The sequence below is a fragment of the Micromonospora sediminimaris genome (genome assembly GCF_016863575.1).
GTDB lineage: Bacteria > Actinomycetota > Actinomycetes > Mycobacteriales > Micromonosporaceae > Micromonospora > Micromonospora sediminimaris.
On the sequence record NZ_BOPD01000008.1, the window covers coordinates 219374 to 234207 of the forward strand.

Annotated in this window: 14 protein-coding genes; 5 read left to right on the plus strand and 9 right to left on the minus strand. The window is 71.7% G+C overall.

Features of this window, described 5'->3' with window-relative positions; genetic code table 11:
- Positions 1 to 31: 31 nt before the first annotated feature.
- Both Vse01_RS06625 and mtfM read right to left on the minus strand, forming a co-directional pair.
- Complete coding sequence (locus Vse01_RS06625) at positions 32 to 634, minus strand: heme-binding beta-barrel domain-containing protein (RefSeq protein ID WP_093403404.1); 603 nt, start codon at positions 632 to 634, stop codon at positions 32 to 34.
- Between the two features lie 63 nt (positions 635 to 697).
- Positions 698 to 802 carry a small membrane protein MtfM gene (gene mtfM, locus Vse01_RS29595; protein ID WP_046570768.1) on the minus strand — a complete coding sequence of 35 codons (105 nt, stop codon included), beginning with the start codon at positions 800 to 802 and terminating at the stop codon, positions 698 to 700.
- Positions 803 to 814: 12 nt separating this feature from the next.
- Between mtfM and Vse01_RS06630 the strand changes: the two genes are divergently transcribed.
- The 3 genes from Vse01_RS06630 (at position 815) to Vse01_RS06640 (ending at position 3712) form a co-directional block, all read left to right on the plus strand.
- Complete coding sequence (locus tag Vse01_RS06630) at positions 815 to 1189, plus strand: DsrE family protein (protein ID WP_093403402.1); 375 nt, start codon at positions 815 to 817, stop codon at positions 1187 to 1189.
- 94 nt (positions 1190 to 1283) lie between these two features.
- Positions 1284 to 1664, plus strand: coding sequence for an SCP2 sterol-binding domain-containing protein (locus tag Vse01_RS06635; RefSeq protein WP_093403401.1), 381 nt, complete (start codon positions 1284 to 1286; stop codon positions 1662 to 1664).
- Positions 1661 to 3712, plus strand: a complete 2052-nt coding sequence (locus Vse01_RS06640; RefSeq protein WP_093403703.1) for an amylo-alpha-1,6-glucosidase — start codon at positions 1661 to 1663, stop codon at positions 3710 to 3712. The genes Vse01_RS06635 and Vse01_RS06640 overlap by 4 nt, the downstream gene beginning before the upstream one ends.
- A 33-nt stretch (positions 3713 to 3745) precedes the next feature.
- Here Vse01_RS06640 and Vse01_RS06645 read toward each other — a convergent pair whose 3' ends face one another.
- Together Vse01_RS06645 and Vse01_RS06650 are read right to left on the minus strand one after the other, a co-directional pair.
- Positions 3746 to 4603, minus strand: coding sequence for a hypothetical protein (locus Vse01_RS06645; RefSeq protein ID WP_093403399.1), 858 nt, complete (start codon positions 4601 to 4603; stop codon positions 3746 to 3748).
- A 12-nt stretch (positions 4604 to 4615) separates the two neighbouring features.
- Complete coding sequence (locus tag Vse01_RS06650; protein WP_093403397.1) at positions 4616 to 5155, minus strand: winged helix-turn-helix domain-containing protein; 540 nt, start codon at positions 5153 to 5155, stop codon at positions 4616 to 4618.
- A 288-nt stretch (positions 5156 to 5443) separates the two neighbouring features.
- On the opposite strand from Vse01_RS06650, the gene Vse01_RS06655 reads away from it, so the two are divergent.
- Positions 5444 to 9820 (plus strand): S8 family serine peptidase, encoded by a 4377-nt coding sequence (locus tag Vse01_RS06655; RefSeq protein WP_093403396.1) that lies wholly within the window; start codon positions 5444 to 5446, stop codon positions 9818 to 9820.
- A gap of 506 nt (positions 9821 to 10326) precedes the next feature.
- Here Vse01_RS06655 and Vse01_RS06660 read toward each other — a convergent pair.
- The 5 genes from Vse01_RS06660 to Vse01_RS06675 form a co-directional block, all read right to left on the minus strand.
- Complete coding sequence (locus tag Vse01_RS06660) at positions 10327 to 10665, minus strand: DUF1416 domain-containing protein (RefSeq protein ID WP_093403394.1); 339 nt, start codon at positions 10663 to 10665, stop codon at positions 10327 to 10329.
- Between the two features lies 1 nt (position 10666).
- Complete coding sequence (locus tag Vse01_RS06665) at positions 10667 to 11515, minus strand: sulfurtransferase (RefSeq protein WP_093403392.1); 849 nt, start codon at positions 11513 to 11515, stop codon at positions 10667 to 10669.
- 209 nt (positions 11516 to 11724) lie between these two features.
- Positions 11725 to 11802, minus strand: coding sequence for an Ms5788A family Cys-rich leader peptide (locus Vse01_RS29765; protein WP_311202345.1), 78 nt, complete (start codon positions 11800 to 11802; stop codon positions 11725 to 11727).
- 72 nt (positions 11803 to 11874) lie between these two features.
- A complete protein-coding gene (locus tag Vse01_RS06670) occupies positions 11875 to 12660 on the minus strand; it encodes an LmeA family phospholipid-binding protein (RefSeq protein ID WP_093403390.1) in 786 nt (261 codons plus the stop codon).
- A 104-nt stretch (positions 12661 to 12764) separates the two neighbouring features.
- The gene (locus tag Vse01_RS06675; protein ID WP_093403702.1) at positions 12765 to 13793 is read right to left on the minus strand and encodes a hypothetical protein; all 1029 of its coding nucleotides are present in this window, start codon (positions 13791 to 13793) and stop codon (positions 12765 to 12767) included.
- A 253-nt stretch (positions 13794 to 14046) separates the two neighbouring features.
- On the opposite strand from Vse01_RS06675, the gene Vse01_RS06680 reads away from it, so the two are divergent.
- A complete protein-coding gene (locus Vse01_RS06680; RefSeq protein WP_093403700.1) occupies positions 14047 to 14784 on the plus strand; it encodes a winged helix-turn-helix transcriptional regulator in 738 nt (245 codons plus the stop codon).
- Positions 14785 to 14834 lie beyond the last annotated feature (50 nt).

A 14834-nucleotide genomic window follows, 5' to 3' on the forward strand; every position in this document is an offset into this window, starting at 1 on the left:
ACCGGCGGGGTGGGCCGGAGGCGGAAGCGGATCAGCCGGCGACCCGGATGAGGCGGGCCGACAGGTGCGGAGACAACGGCTGACCGACGGCGGCCATGTCCTGCGCGTAGAGCAGGGCGCCCTCGACGATGCCGAAGAGACGGTGGCCGGCGGTGACCTCCTTGGCGGTGGAGGTGCGCACCACCGCGTCGGTGACGAACTCCACCTGGGTGCCCTTGCGCCGGCCGACGTGCAGCTCCATCACCCCCGTCGGGGTGGTCAGCAGGGCCTCCAGCTCGTCGGTGGCCCGGTCGCCGTCCAGCACCGGACGCCACCAGCCGACCTCCCGGCCGGCCGGCCGCACCGGTCGGCTCTGCTCGTCGAGGATCCACGCCCGCGACTCGTAGTGCAGGAACGGCCGCCCGTCGTGGCTGATCCGGATCTCCTGGGCGAAGTCGAAGTCCTCGATGGTGGGGAAACCGCCCCGCCCCCGCCCCCGCCACACGCCGATGTACGGCAGCAGGCCGTCGAGCGTGGGGTGCAGCTTCGGGCCGACCCGCAGGTCGTGACTCTCCTCGAAGGGGTACGCCTCCACCGGCGGCGCGTTCAGCCAGGGCGGCGGCGCCAACGGATTGTCGTCACTCCTCGCACTCACCGGATCACCTTCGTTCGCGACTGCGGGGCTCGCAAAACCGGCTCACTCCTCGCACTCACCGGATCACCACTTGCCTCTCGATATGCGTACCGCCAGATAGACCAGGCCACCGGCGAGCGCGCCCAGGCCGGCGACCAGCAGGCTGACGAACCCGATCTCGGTGACCATCCGGGTCATCCTATGCTGGCGGTCATGGCCCGCACTCTCGTCGTCAAGGCCACCGCCGGCGCCGACGCACCGGAACGGTGCGCCCAGGCGTTCACCGTGGCAGCCACCGCAGCCGCCGCCGGGGTGCCCGTCTCCCTCTGGCTGACCGGGGAGTCGACCTGGTTCGCGCTGCCCGGCCGGGCGCAGAACTTCGAGCTTCCGCACTCCGCCCCGCTGGCCGAGCTGCTGCACGTGATCCTCGCCACCGGCACCGTGACGGCCTGTACCCAGTGCGCCGCTCGCCGGGACATCGACTCCGGCGACGTGCTCCCCGGAGTACGGATCGCCGGGGCGGCCGTCTTCGTCGAGGAGACGATGGCCGAGGGCGCGCAGGCGCTCGTCTACTGACTCGCCGGTCAGTGCCCGGCCAGGCTCGCCGGGAGCTGCCTCAGAAGGCGGCGGAACCCGCCCGACAAGGCGGGCGAATGCCTACGATTCGGGTGTGACCGAGGCCACCCAGCAGTTCTTCGCGACCCTGCCGGCCCGCGCCCCGGAAGTCCTCCGCACTCCGGTCGCGGGAACGCTGCGGATCGACCTGTCCGAGGGGCACCGCACCGAGCACTGGCTGGTCCGGATGCGGCCCGGCGCCGTGGAGGTCGACCAGGGGGTGGAGCCGGGCGACGCGACCTGGTACTGCGGGGCCGATCTCTTCGAACGGCTGGTCACCGGACGCGCGCAGGCGATCTCCGCAGTACTTCGCAACGAGAGCACCTTTCGCGGCGACGTGGTGCTGTTTCTCGCCTTCCGGCTGTTCTTCCCGTCCGCACCCGGCACCCGCGACCCGCGCGAGGTCGCCCGCGAGCACGCCAGGTGGACCCGGTGAAGGAACTGGTCAGCATCCTCGACGGCAACACGTTCCTGGTCAGCGACCGCCGTGGGGACGTCGAGCCCTCGCTGGACTTCCCCACCGGGCTGTTCGCCTTCGACACCCGGTTCCTGTCCACCTGGCTGCTGCTGATCGACGGCGAGCGGCTGCACGCCCTCTCCATCGACGACGCCGAGTCCCACCGGACCCGCTACTTCCTGGTGCCGGGCGAGCCGACCCACTTCCTGGACGCGAAGGTCTCGGTGATCAGGAGTCGGGCGATCAGCGGCGACCTGTCCGAGGAACTGACCGTGCTCAACCACTCCGGGCAGGAGATGAGCTTCACCGTCCGGATGGAGATGGCCTCCGACTTCGCGGACATCTTCGAGATCAAGGACACCCAGCGCAAAAAGGGGCACAACACCGCCGCGCCCGGCGAGAACTCGCTGCGGCTGACCTACCGGCGGGACGCCTTCCACCGCGAGACGACGATCACGAGCAGCGCCGCCGCCCAGGTCGACCGCCGGGGCATGACCTTTCCGATCATGATCGGACCGCACGGCGAGTGGACCACCCGGTTGACGGTGAACGTCGTCATCTACGGCGCCCGCGGTCAGGACGTCCGCTCGCTGCTGCCCTTCGCGGGCAGCCGGACCACTGCGGCGATCGAGGCGGAACACGCCGAGTTCGTCGCCCGGGCACCCAAGCTGGGCTGCGACTGCGAGCCGATGGCCGGGGCGTACCGGCGCAGCCTGACCGACCTGGCCGCGCTGCGGTACGAGTCGATCGCGCTCGGCGTCCGGCTGATGGCCGCCGGCCTGCCGTGGTTCATGACGTTGTTCGGCCGGGACAGCATCTTCACCTCGCTTCAGGTGCTGCCGTTCGTGCCGGAGCTGATCCCACCGACGTTGACCATGCTGGCGGGTCTCCAGGGCCACCGCGTGGACGACTTCCGCGACGAGGAGCCGGGCAAGATCCTGCACGAGTTGCGCTACGGCGAATCCGCCGGCTTCGAGGAACAGCCACACTCGCCCTACTACGGCGCGGCCGACTCGACCGCCCTGTTCGTGATCCTGCTCGACGAGTACGAGCGGTGGACCGGCGACGTCGAGTTGGTCAAACGGTTGGAGTTCTCGGTACGGGCCGCGCTGACCTGGATCGACACGTACGGCGACCTGCTCGGCACCGGGTACGTCTGGTACCAGACCCGCAACCCCAAGATCGGCCTGGAGAACCAGTGCTGGAAGGACTCCTGGGACGCGATCTGCTATTCCGACGGTCGGTTGCCGAGCTTCCCCCGGGCGACCTGCGAGTTGCAGGGCTACGCCTACGACGCCAAGCTGCGCGGTGCCCGGTTGGCCCGACTGTGCTGGAACGACCCGGTCTACGCCGACCGGTTGGAACGTGAGGCCGCCGAGTTGAAGGAACGCTTCAACCGGGACTTCTGGCTACCCGACAAGGAGTACTACGCGCTGGCCCTGGACTCCGACGGCAGCCCGGTCGACGCGCTCACGTCCAACATCGGGCACCTGCTCTGGAGCGGCATCGTCGACGATTCCCGGGCCCAGCGGGTCGCCGAGCACCTGCTCGGTCCCCGGCTCTTCTCCGGCTGGGGCGTCCGTACCCTCGCCGACGACCAGGGACGTTACAACCCCATCGGATACCACGTCGGCACCGTCTGGCCGTTCGACAATTCGATCATCGCCTGGGGTCTGTGGAAGTACGGTCTCCGCGAGGAGGCGGGTCGGATCTGCGAGTCGATGTTCGCGGCCTCCCGCTACTTCTTCGGCCGGCTTCCGGAAGCCTTCGCCGGCTACGAACGTGATCTGACCGACTACCCGGTGGAGTATCCGACCGCGTGCAGCCCACAGGCCTGGTCGGCGGGCACCCCGCTGCTGCTGCTGCGGGTGATGCTCGGACTCGAACCACAGGGCGAGCACCTGATCATCGACCCGTACGTGCCGGCCGGGATGGGCCGGGTGGAACTGTTGGACATTCCCGGCCGGTGGGGCCGGGTGGACGCGCTGGGTCGCAGCCGCGACGAGGGGCCGCGCCGACCGGATTGAACGACCTCAGCTTCGGCGGCAGAGCGGCGAGGCTCAGCCGGCGCACCCCGTCGTCGCGGCGACCACGACCTGCTCCGGCTGGAAATCGGCCAGCACCGCGACACCGTCCTGCCGGTAGGCGTACACCTCGGGGGTTTCCACCACCGGCGTGCCGCCGGCCAACGGCGCGAGTGCGGCCTGCGGCGCTGTGGCCACCGGGTCGACGACGGAGCGGATGGTGCGGGCCACGCCGCCACCGGGGCAGGGTGCGCTCACCACCGACTCCGGGTCGTCGACGCGGCCGTTCAGCGCACGCACCACCTCAGCCAGCACGCCGGCCTCGGGGCCGGCCGGGGCGGCCCCGGCGCTGTCGTAGTCGTCGCCCACCGGGCGGCAGCCGGTGTCGACGGTGAACCGGATCCGACCGTCGGTCGCCGGCCGCCCGGTCACGGTGACGAACTCACCCGCGTCGGCGCGCAGGCGAGGGCCGTCCGGGGTGAGCCGGACACCGGCCCGCCACCGCGCGGGCAGCCGGTCGGCGACCTGCCGCAGCAGGGCCTGCTCCTCGCCCACCGGCGCGGCCAGGTCGACCGAACGGGTCAGCGTCGCACCGTCTGCGAACGGGCTGATCCGACAGCCCCGGTCGACCTCGGCTGGGACCAGCGCCGGGACACCCGCGTCAGCCGCCGCGACAATTTCACCTATCGCACCGTCGACCACCGGCCCGGCCTGCGTGAGGGTGCGCTGTTCCCGAACGGTCGGTGGGTCCTCGACCGACGACATCCAGGTGAGGCCGGCCAGCAGCACCACCCAGACCGCCGTCACCGTGATCAGCCAGCGCGGCCATCGGGAGCCGGCGGCCGGCGGTCGGGGACCGGTCGGTGGGGCGGTGGTGTGGACGGCGTTGCTCACCCGGCCATCGTGTCACGCCTGGCGCGACCGTCCGTCCGGACGCCCGTCGCCAGCCTCCGGCGGCACGCTCAGCCGGTAACCAACGCCGCGTACGGTCTGCACCTGCGGCCCGTCGGGCAGCGTCCGTAGCTTGCGACGCAGCCGCTTCACCGCCGAGTGCAGGATCGCGGTGTCGCCGAGGTAGGCACCACCCCAGACGGAGGCGAACAGCCGCTCGTAGCTCCACAACGTGATGGGCGGACTGACCAGGCGGGCCAACAACTCCCGCTCGGTACGGGTCAGCCCCAGCGGTGCGCCGCGCCAGGTGACCAGGTGCCCTGCCCGGTCGACCGTCAGATCTCCCCAGGTGGCCGGCCGTTCCGTGGGACGCTCGGCAGGCTCGTCGAGCGGCCCTCCCGGCTCCGCCGGCGGGGCGGGGAACACCGCCCGCAGTTGGGCGAGGTCTGCGCAGATCACCACCGGCCCGACGCCCTCCAGCCGCTGCACCACGCGCTGCCGGACGGTGGCGTCGGAGCTGACGCAGACCACGATCGGAAACTCTGGACCGGACACGAAGCCTCCCCCAGGGCGCCTCTGGCCTGCGACTTCCACCGATCGCCAGTGACGGTCACCGATGACGCCCGGTTGCAGCCTAACTGTCAGGATCGCGCCTCGTCACTGACCGAGTACTGACCGACGCCGTCCATTGATCACCGACGGTCGGAGCAAGAGCATGACTTTCAGCGGGCGGAGGCACCACCACCGGCCACCCACATCGCCCCGGCCGCTGCGCGCAGCCGCGTCGCGGCGCGCGGGTGTGCGGGCCCGAACGGATCGGGACCGACGACGTGGGGAGGAACATTGTTCACACGACCATCCACCCGGTCGCCACGATGGCGGGCGGTGGCGGTGTTGACCGCTGCCGTGCTGGGCGTCACCGGCCAGCCCGCGCTCGCCGCGCCGGCTCAACCGCCGGTGGCGCACCGGGCCGCCGTCGATCCGGCGCTGCTCGACCAGCTCGGCGCCACGTCGACCGCACCCTTCCTGGTCTACCTGGCCGACACCGCGCCGTTGGCGCAGGCCAGCCGGCTGCGTGACCCCGACGCCCGGGCCGGCGAGGTACACCGTCTGCTCACCACCACGGCCACCCGCACCCAACGCGACCTGCGTACGCTGCTCGACGATCGCAAGGTGCCGCACACCTCGTACTGGATCGCCAACGCGGTGCGGGTCGAGGGCGACAAGGCACTGCTCGACGAGATCGCCCGCCGGCCCGAGGTGGCCCGGATCGAACCGAGCCGCAGCTACCCGCTGGTCCGGCCCACCGCGACCGAGACCGCTCGGGCGCGCACCGCCGCCGTCGAATGGGGACTGACAAACATCGGCGCACCGCGGGTGTGGGACGAGTTCGGCACCCGTGGCGAGGGCGTCGTGGTGGCGAACATCGACAGTGGCGTGCGCTACGACCACGCCGCCCTCGTCGGCTCCTACCGGGGCAACCTCGGCGGCGGCAGCTTCGACCACGCGTACAACTGGTTCGATCCGGCCGGTGTGTGCGCCGGCACCGCACCCTGCGACAACAACGACCACGGCACCCACACCATGGGCACCATGGTCGGTGACGACGGTGCGGGCAACCAGATCGGCGTCGCACCCGGCGCGAAGTGGATCGCCGCAAAGGGCTGCGAGTCGAACGACTGCTCCGACGCCTCGCTGCTCGCCGCCGGTCAGTGGGTGCTCGCCCCCACGGACGCCAACGGCCAGAATCCCCGGCCGGACCTGCGGCCCGACATCGTGAACAACTCCTGGGGCGGCGACGGTGGTGACCCCTGGTACCAGCAGACCGTGGCCGCCTGGCGGGCCGCCGGCATGTTCCCCGTCTTCTCCTCCGGCAACGACGGTCCGGCCTGTGGCAGCGCCGGCTCGCCTGGTGACTACACCGACGCGTACGCCGTCGGCGCGTACGACGTGAACAACGTGATCGCCGGTTTCTCCGGGCGCGGCTCCGGAACCGACCCGCTGAAGCCGAACATCGCCGCCCCCGGCAGCAGCGTCCGGTCCAGCGTTCCCAGCGGCGGATACGCCTCGTTCAGCGGCACGTCGATGGCCGCGCCGCACGTCGCCGGCACGGTGGCGCTGCTCTGGGCGGCGGCGCCCGGACTGCGCGGGGACCTCGCCGCGACCGAGGAGCTGCTGGACCGTACGGCCCGCGATGTCGACGCCACCACCTGCGGTGGCACGCCGGCCGACAACAACGTCTTCGGTGAGGGGCGGCTCGACGCGTACGCGGCGGTGCGGGACGCACCCCGTGGACCGGTCGGCCGGGTCACCGGGGTGGTCACCGACTCCGGTGACGACGACCCGCTCTCCGGTGCGAGGGTGACCGACGGCACCCGCAGCACGACCACCGACGCTGACGGGCGCTACGCGCTCACCCTGCCGGCCGGCGAGACCACGCTCACGGTCAGCGCCTACGGCTACGCCGACGAGTCGGCTACCGTCACGGTGCCCGACGGTGACTCCGTCAGTTTGGACTTCGCCCTGCTGGCCACGCCGGCGGTCACGGTGAGCGGAAAGGTCACCGACGGTTCCGGCCACGGCTGGCCGCTGTACGCCAAGATCGAGGTGGCGGGCCGGCCCGGTGATCCGGTCTTCACCGATCCGGTGACCGGCCGATACTCCGTCACCCTGCCCGGCAACACCTCGTACCGGCTGACCGTGACCGCGCAGTACCCGGGCTACCGCACCGTCACCCGTGAGGTGGCGGTGGGCGGTGACGCCACCAAGATCAATGTGGCGGTACCGGTCGATGCCGCCTGCAACGCCGCCGGCTACACGGCACAGTTCGGTACGCCGCTGCTCACCGAGAGCTTCGACGGCACGAGCGCGCCGCCCGGCTGGAGGGTGGAGAACCGCACCGCCTCCGGCGGCTGGGTCTTCGACGATCCCGACTCCCGAGGCAACCTCACCGGCGGCACCGGCGGCTTCGCCATCATCGACAGCGACGCCCTCGGTTCCGGCAACACGCAGGACACCGACCTGATCGCCCCGCCGGTCGACCTGTCCACGACGGCCGCACCGGTGCTGCGGTTCCGCAGCGACTGGCGGGCCGTCGGCATCAGCGACACCGCCGACATCGACGTTTCCACCGACGGCGGGGCCAACTGGACCAACGTCTGGCACCAGACCGCCAGCCGGCGTGGCCCCCGGACCGAGGAGGTACCGCTCGACCCGGCCGCGAACGCCGCTTCCGCGCTGTTCCGCTTCCGGTTCAACGGCACCTTCGCCTGGTGGTGGCAGGTGGACGACGTGGAGGTGGTCAACCGCGAGTGCTCGCCGGTGCCCGGCGGGCTGGTGGTAGGCACCACCACGGACCGCAACACCGGTGACCCGCTCAACGGCGTGACGGTGGCCAGCGACCACCGTCCCGAGGACCGGGCGGTCTCGGCGGCCACGCCCGAGGACCCGGCCGAGCCGGACGGCTTCTACTGGCTCTTCTCCGGACTCACCGGCACCCACCCGTTCACCGCGGACCGCACCCCGTACGCGCCGGTGACCAAGGAGGTGACGGTCACCGCCGACCGGGTCAAGCGGGCCAACTTCGCCCTCGCCGCAGGCCGGCTGACGGTCAGCCCGACATCGATCGAGTCACATCAGCCGTACGGCAGCAGCCGCACCACCCGGGTGACGGTCCGGAACAGCGGTACCGCGCCGGCCAGCGTAGACCTACTGGAACGGGCCGGTCAGTTCGAACTGCTCAGGCGCGACGGCGCGCCGCTGCGGGAGCAGAAGATGAAGGGGATCAGCAAGGCCCGCACCGGCACCCCGTACGGCGGGGCGGCATCCCAGGCCGCTACCGCCGAGGACGAGGCGTGGACCGAGATCGCCAAGCTGCCGACGTCGATCTACGACAACGCCGCCGCGTGGCTGGACGGGAAGATCTACTCGGTCGGTGGTGGCGGTGGCACCGGCACCGAGCGCAAGGCATGGGTGTACGACCCCGCGCCGGGCGCCTGGACCGCCCTGCCCGACCTGCCGACGGTACGGTCCAAGCCCGCTGCGGCAGCGGTCGGCGGCAAGCTCTACGTGATCGGAGGTTGGGGCGCCGACGACGCCACAGTCGCCACGGTCGACGTCTTCGACCCGGCCAGCGGCACGTGGAGCACCCTGCCGGGAGTGACCAATCCGGCCCCGGTCGCGGCGGCCGGCTCGGCCGTGGTCGGCGGGAAGGTGTACCTGGTGGGTGGCTGCGCCGACGCCACCTGCACCGACAGCGACGGCCTGGTGGTGTTCGACCCGGACACCGGCTCGTTCAGCACCGGTGCTGCCTATCCACACCCGGTGTCGTGGCTGGCCTGCGGCGGGATCGGCGCCTCGGTCTACTGTGCCGGTGGCACGGGCAGCACCGAGTACACCGACGCCTACCGGTACGACCCCGCCACCGACAACTGGAGTCCGCTGCCAGACCTGCCGGTGGAGCTGTGGGGCTCACAGTACGCGGCGGCCGGCGGGCTGCTGGTGCTGGCCGGTGGGGTGACCGACGGCTCGACGGCGGTCACCAACCGAACGGTCGGCTTCGACCCGGTCACCGGCGCCTGGCGTGACCTGCCCAACGCCCGCTTCAGCCGGTACCGGGGGGCCGCCACCTGCGGCGCGTACAAGATCGGCGGGTCACCCAGCTCCTTCGTGGGCAGCGCGGACAGCGAACGGCTCGGTGGTCTGGAGCTCTGCGCAGCCGAGGCCGACCTGCCCTGGCTGGACAGTTCCCCGGCCACCTTCACCCTCGCGCCGGGCGAGTCGCGGACGGTGACCGTCACCCTGACGGCCACCGAGGCGGCGGGCGTCGCCCAACCCGGCCGGTACGCGGGCGAACTCGCCATCGCCTCCGACAGCCCCTACCCGGTCACCCCGGTCTCGGTGGAGATGAACGTGTCGCCGCCGGCCAGCTGGGGCAAGATCCGGGGCACCGTCACCGGCACCACCTGCGGCGGTGTCACGGTCGGTATCCCGGCGACGGTACGGGTGAACCTGATCTCGGCCGGCACCGGAACCACCCTGACGGCCGACGGCAACGGCCGCTACGCCTGGTGGCTGCCGAAGGGCCGCTACGAGGTCATCGTGGCCAAGGACGGCTGGGTGCCGCAGGTACAGCGCCACCGCATCGAGGCGGGCATCGTCGGCACGCTCGACTTCGCCCTTGATCCCGCCTCCACCTGCACCAGAGCCACCGGCATCTGACCCGACCCACACGGCGGGGCGCCGGCCCGCACGGGCCGGTGCCCCGCCCCCGACTCCCGCCAACACCCACCCGCCCGGAACCCCGGGCAACGCCGCGCCCGGGCGGTGCCTCGCCCGCCCGGAACCCCCGGCAACGCCGCGCCCGGAACCCCGGGCAGCGCCTCGCCCCCGGACCCCGGGCAGCGCCTCGCCCCCCGGACCCCGGGCGTGCCCCGGGCCAGCGGCCCGGCACCCCCGGCAGTTTCAGGGATACTGCTGTATCCGGCGTCGTCAGGGCAGCAACATCAGCGAAGTTGCTGCCACAGCCTCGCGGGGGCGGGGGCGGGGGCGGGGAGCGCGCAGGGCGCGGCGGGCAGCGCGCAGCGGGGAGCGCGCAGGGCGGCGGGGGCGTGCGGCGCAGGGAGTGCGCAGCTCAGGGCGGGGTGGGGTGCAGACGGCGGGTGGCCCGCATCCTCTTGGGAGGGATGCGGGCCACGAGGCCGATCAGAGCGGGTCAGCCAGAGCTGTCAGTCGGTGACGGTGACGGCCACCTCGTTGATGCCGCGACCGGCGGTCACGGTGGTGTCTCCGTTGCCCTGACGGGAGAGCGCCCGCAACGTCCAGGCGCCGGGCGCGGCGAAGAAGCGGAACTGGCCGGCCGGCGAGGTCACCACCTCGGCGGTGAACTCACCTGTCGAGTCGAGCAGACGGACGTACGCGCCCGGCACCGCCTCGCCCTCCGCGGAGCGGACGACCCCGGTGATGACGGTCTCCCGCTCCAAGTCGAGGCCGGCCGGCAGCGGGGCGGCCTGATCGGGAGCCGCGCAGCCGGCGGCGGCGGTGCTTGCTGCGGTGGGTGCGGTCATCTCAGGCCTCCCCCGGCTCATCGCCCAGCGCCACCGGCACACCGACCAGCGAGCCGTACTCGGTCCACGATCCGTCGTAGTTCTTCACGTTGCGGTGGCCGAGCAGCTCCTGGAGCACGAACCAGGTGTGCGAGGAACGCTCGCCGATGCGGCAGTAGGCGATGGTCTCCTTGCCGTCGTCCAGCCCGGCCTCGCCGTAGATCTTGCGCAGCTCGTCGTCGGACTTGAAGGTGCCGTCCTCGTTGGCCGCCTTCGACCACGGCACGCTGATCGCCGTCGGGATGTGGCCGCCGCGCTGTGCCTGCTCCTGCGGCAGGTGGGCGGGGGCGAGCAGGCGGCCTGCGTACTCGTCGGGGCTACGCACGTCGACCAGGTTCTTGGTGCCGATCGCGTCGACGACCTCGTCCCGGAAGGCTCGGATGCTGGTGTCCGGCTCGCTGGCGACGTACTGCGTCGCCGGGCGGGTCACGGCGTCGGTGACCAGCGGCCGGGCGTCCAGCTCCCACTTCTTACGGCCACCGTCGAGCAGCTTGACGTCGCGGTGGCCGTAGAGCTTGAAGTACCAGTACGCGTACGCGGCGAACCAGTTGTTGTTGCCGCCGTAGAGGACGACGATGTCGTCGTTGCTGATGCCCCGCTCGGACAGCAGCGCCTCGAACTGGGTCTTGTTGACGAAGTCCCGGCGGACCGGGTCCTGGAGGTCGTTCTTCCAGTCCAGCTTGATGGCGCCGGCGATGTGGCCGGAGTCGTAGGCCGAGGTGTCCTCGTCGACCTCGACGAAGACGACGCCCGGGGCGTCGAGGTTCTTCTCGGCCCACTCGGCCGAGACGAGTGCGGTGTCGCGACTCATCAGATCACTCCCTGGTGAGGATGGATGGTGAGCCAGCGCGCGGAGATCGGGATGTAAAGGTGTCGCACCACGCGCGGGACCCATAGCTCGGAACGGATCACGGGTTCGTGCGACGGCGCCGCTGCCGGGCGTCCGGTGGGGTGCACCGGGAACGAGGTACGCGTGCCCCTGGTGCCTTGGCCGCTAGGCGGCCCGAGTCAGCCCCGCCGTCAGATGACGGGGCGACACAGGCAGGTGGCCACGCGGCACAGGTCGACCGCGCGCCGTTTGGTGAGGAGCGTCCCCATGAGCAGGGAGCCTACCAGCGATCCCAGATATCTCTATCGGGCCGACCAGCATCCGGGACGCCGAGCCGGTGGTCAGCCGACCGAGTTGATCGGCACGTCCCGTGCGTCGGCGGTCACCGTCAGCCCCTGCGGCTGCGGCCGGACCTCGCGGACGGTGAGCTGGAACGGCAACTCCGGCAGGGGCACGTCGACCGAGATGCTGCGGGCGAAATTGCTCACCAGGGTGCGGGCCAACGGCACGTCCGGCAGCCCTTCGGCGTCCAGGTCGTCGAACTGCAGGGCCACCTGCCCCTGCTCACCGACGACGATGTCGGCGGTGCCGGTGACGGTCAACCGCTGGCCGAGGATGTCCACCGGGGCGGTGACGGCGAGCTGCCCGTCCCGCTCACCGAGGGTCAGCCCCTCCCGATCGAGCAGGGCCGACAGGCTCTGGTAGCTGATGGTGCCGGTGCCGTTGACCGTCTCGGCCACGACCTCACCCTGGCCGGTGCGCAGGGTGTCCAGCGAGGCCCGTACGTTTCGGGCGTCGACGTCCAGACTGGGCAGCGCGACCGCGTCGCCCTGCACCGAGGCCCGCACGTCCCGCAGCTTGATCGAGATGCGCTCGTACCGACCGTCGAGCACCTGGGTGAGGAACGGGAAGCCGCCCACCTCGACCTCGGGTGGCGAGGATTGCGCGCCCTGCTCGGCGACCTGCTGGCGCACCTCGTCGGCGATGGTGCGCTCGGCCACGCTCGCCGCCACCCGGTCGGCGATGGCGATCAGTCCGGCGAGCACGAGCAGCAGGACGACGAACCCGATCAGCACCTTGCGTCCACGTCGCCGCGGCCGCCGTTCGTACGTCTGCTCCTGCTCCACGCCGTCTCCTGTCTCGTCGTACCTCGATGCCGCCAGCGGTGGACCGGTGGTACCCGTGGTCCGGATTTCTCAATCGCGCGGCCGGACGGTCGCCGCGCTGACGGTCAGAGCACCAGCCGACACATCAGGTACGCGGCCGGCGCCGCCATCGCGAAGCCACCGAGGGGCCCCTGCACGTGCCGTACGGCCCAGACCGACGGCACTTCACCGGCCATCAGCCGGCCCGCCTCGGCGTAGCTCACGGCGAGGTCGGCCAGCACGGCGACGACGGCCGCCACCAGGCCGATGATCGCGGCCCGGGTGGGTGTGAACGGGGTGACCAGGTAGCCACCGAGAAGCGCGCTGATCAGCGTGCCGACCATCGCGCCGCCAACCACCCCCGCCGCCCCCCTGGGCACCTGGGGGGCCAGCCTCGGCCAGGCCGCGACGGCGTCGGTCACCCGGGCGACGGTGAGCGCCACGCCAGCCGCGGTCAGGCAGACGGCGATCGTCTGGGTGCCCGCCGGGATCCGGCTGAGCATGATGAGCGTGGCCAACGCGACCACTCCGAGCACGGTGGTCGCGGTGGTCCGCAGCGAGTCGGTCACCCGGACCCGGTCCACCCGTCGGACGAGTTGACCGAGCACCGCGGCGAGCACCCCGCCGACCGCGAGGTAGAGCAGCGGCGCCAACCGGGCTTCGGCCGACCGTACGGCCACCACGTCGGCCGCCACCGCGGTCACCGCGCCGACCCCGAGGACGACCGCCAGTGCCGGTGGCCTGGTGACCATGGTCCAGACGAGCACGAACAGCGCCTGCACGGCGAGCACCACGAGGGTGAAGGGCAGCCGGTGCCCGGGGATGGACGTCTGCGCGGCGACGACCAGGCCGAGACCGAGCAGCGCGGCAAAGCCGCCGATGGCGAGGGAGAGCTGCCGGCGTACCTCGACCGGTGGTTCCTCCTCCTCGTCGTCGGCATCCGCCTCGTCGTCGGCCCGGCGGGCCGAACCGCCGCGGCGCAGGCGGCGGGGGCCACGCGAGGGCCGCTCGTCGGTCTCCACGGCCGGACCGGTACGGGGCGCCGAGCCTCCCGGGACGGACGGATCCTCGGCCCACGGGTCACGGCCGGTCTCGGACGAGTTGGAGGGAAACACCCACCGATCGTGCCAGACCAACCTCACATCGCGGGTGCCAGCGTTTCCGCGACGTTAAAACCTGGGCCGCGATCAGGGGCAGATAGGGCAAAGAGGAAACCGCGCCAGGGTCGTACGCGAGCAATCGGTTACGCTCAACGGCGAAACCCGCCCGTCAGCGACGCCGGGACCCACGGAAGTTCCCAGCGCCACACCCCGCAGGAGTGCCGCTGGTCGCGCGCGGCCGCAACGGGCCGCCGGGACGGAGGTGATCGTGGAGATCCTGCTGTTGGTGACCGCACGGGCAGGCGAACCATCCGCAGTGCTACCGGCACTGGACCTGCTGCCGCACTCGGTCCGCACCGCACCCCGCGATGTCCGCACCCTGGTCGCCGGCCCGAGCCCGGACGCCGTGCTGGTCGACGCCCGCTCCGAGTTGAGCGAGGCCCGGGCCACCTGCCGGATGCTGCACGCCACCGGGCTCGGCGTGCCGCTGGTCGCGGTGGTCACCGAGGCTGGCTTGATCGCACTCAACGCCGACTGGGGCGTCGACGACGTCATCCTCGCCTCCGCCGGCCCCGCCGAGGTGGAGGCCCGGCTGCGCCTCGCGGTCGGCAGGCTGAGCAACGCGACCGCCGGCGCCGGCGGATCCATCCGGGCCGGCGAGCTGATGATCGATCCGGACACCTACGCGGCGAAGCTCAAGGGCCGCCCGCTCGACCTGACCTACAAGGAGTTCGAGCTGCTGAAGTTCCTCGCCCAGCACCCAGGGCGGGTGTTCACCCGCGACCAGTTGCTGCGCGAGGTGTGGGGGTACGACTACTTCGGCGGCACTCGGACGGTCGACGTGCACGTGCGTCGCCTGCGCGCCAAGCTCGGCTCCGAGTACGAGTCGATGATCGGCACAGTCCGGCAGGTGGGTTACAAGTTCGTGGTGCCGTCGTCGCGGACCTTGTCGGAGGCTGCCGAGCACTCGCCGCTACCGATGCGGGCCCTCACCGTCGAGGGCTAAATTTCCTATATGCCCTTTTTGGTCGACTAGTGCGCCTTATGGTGACTGCC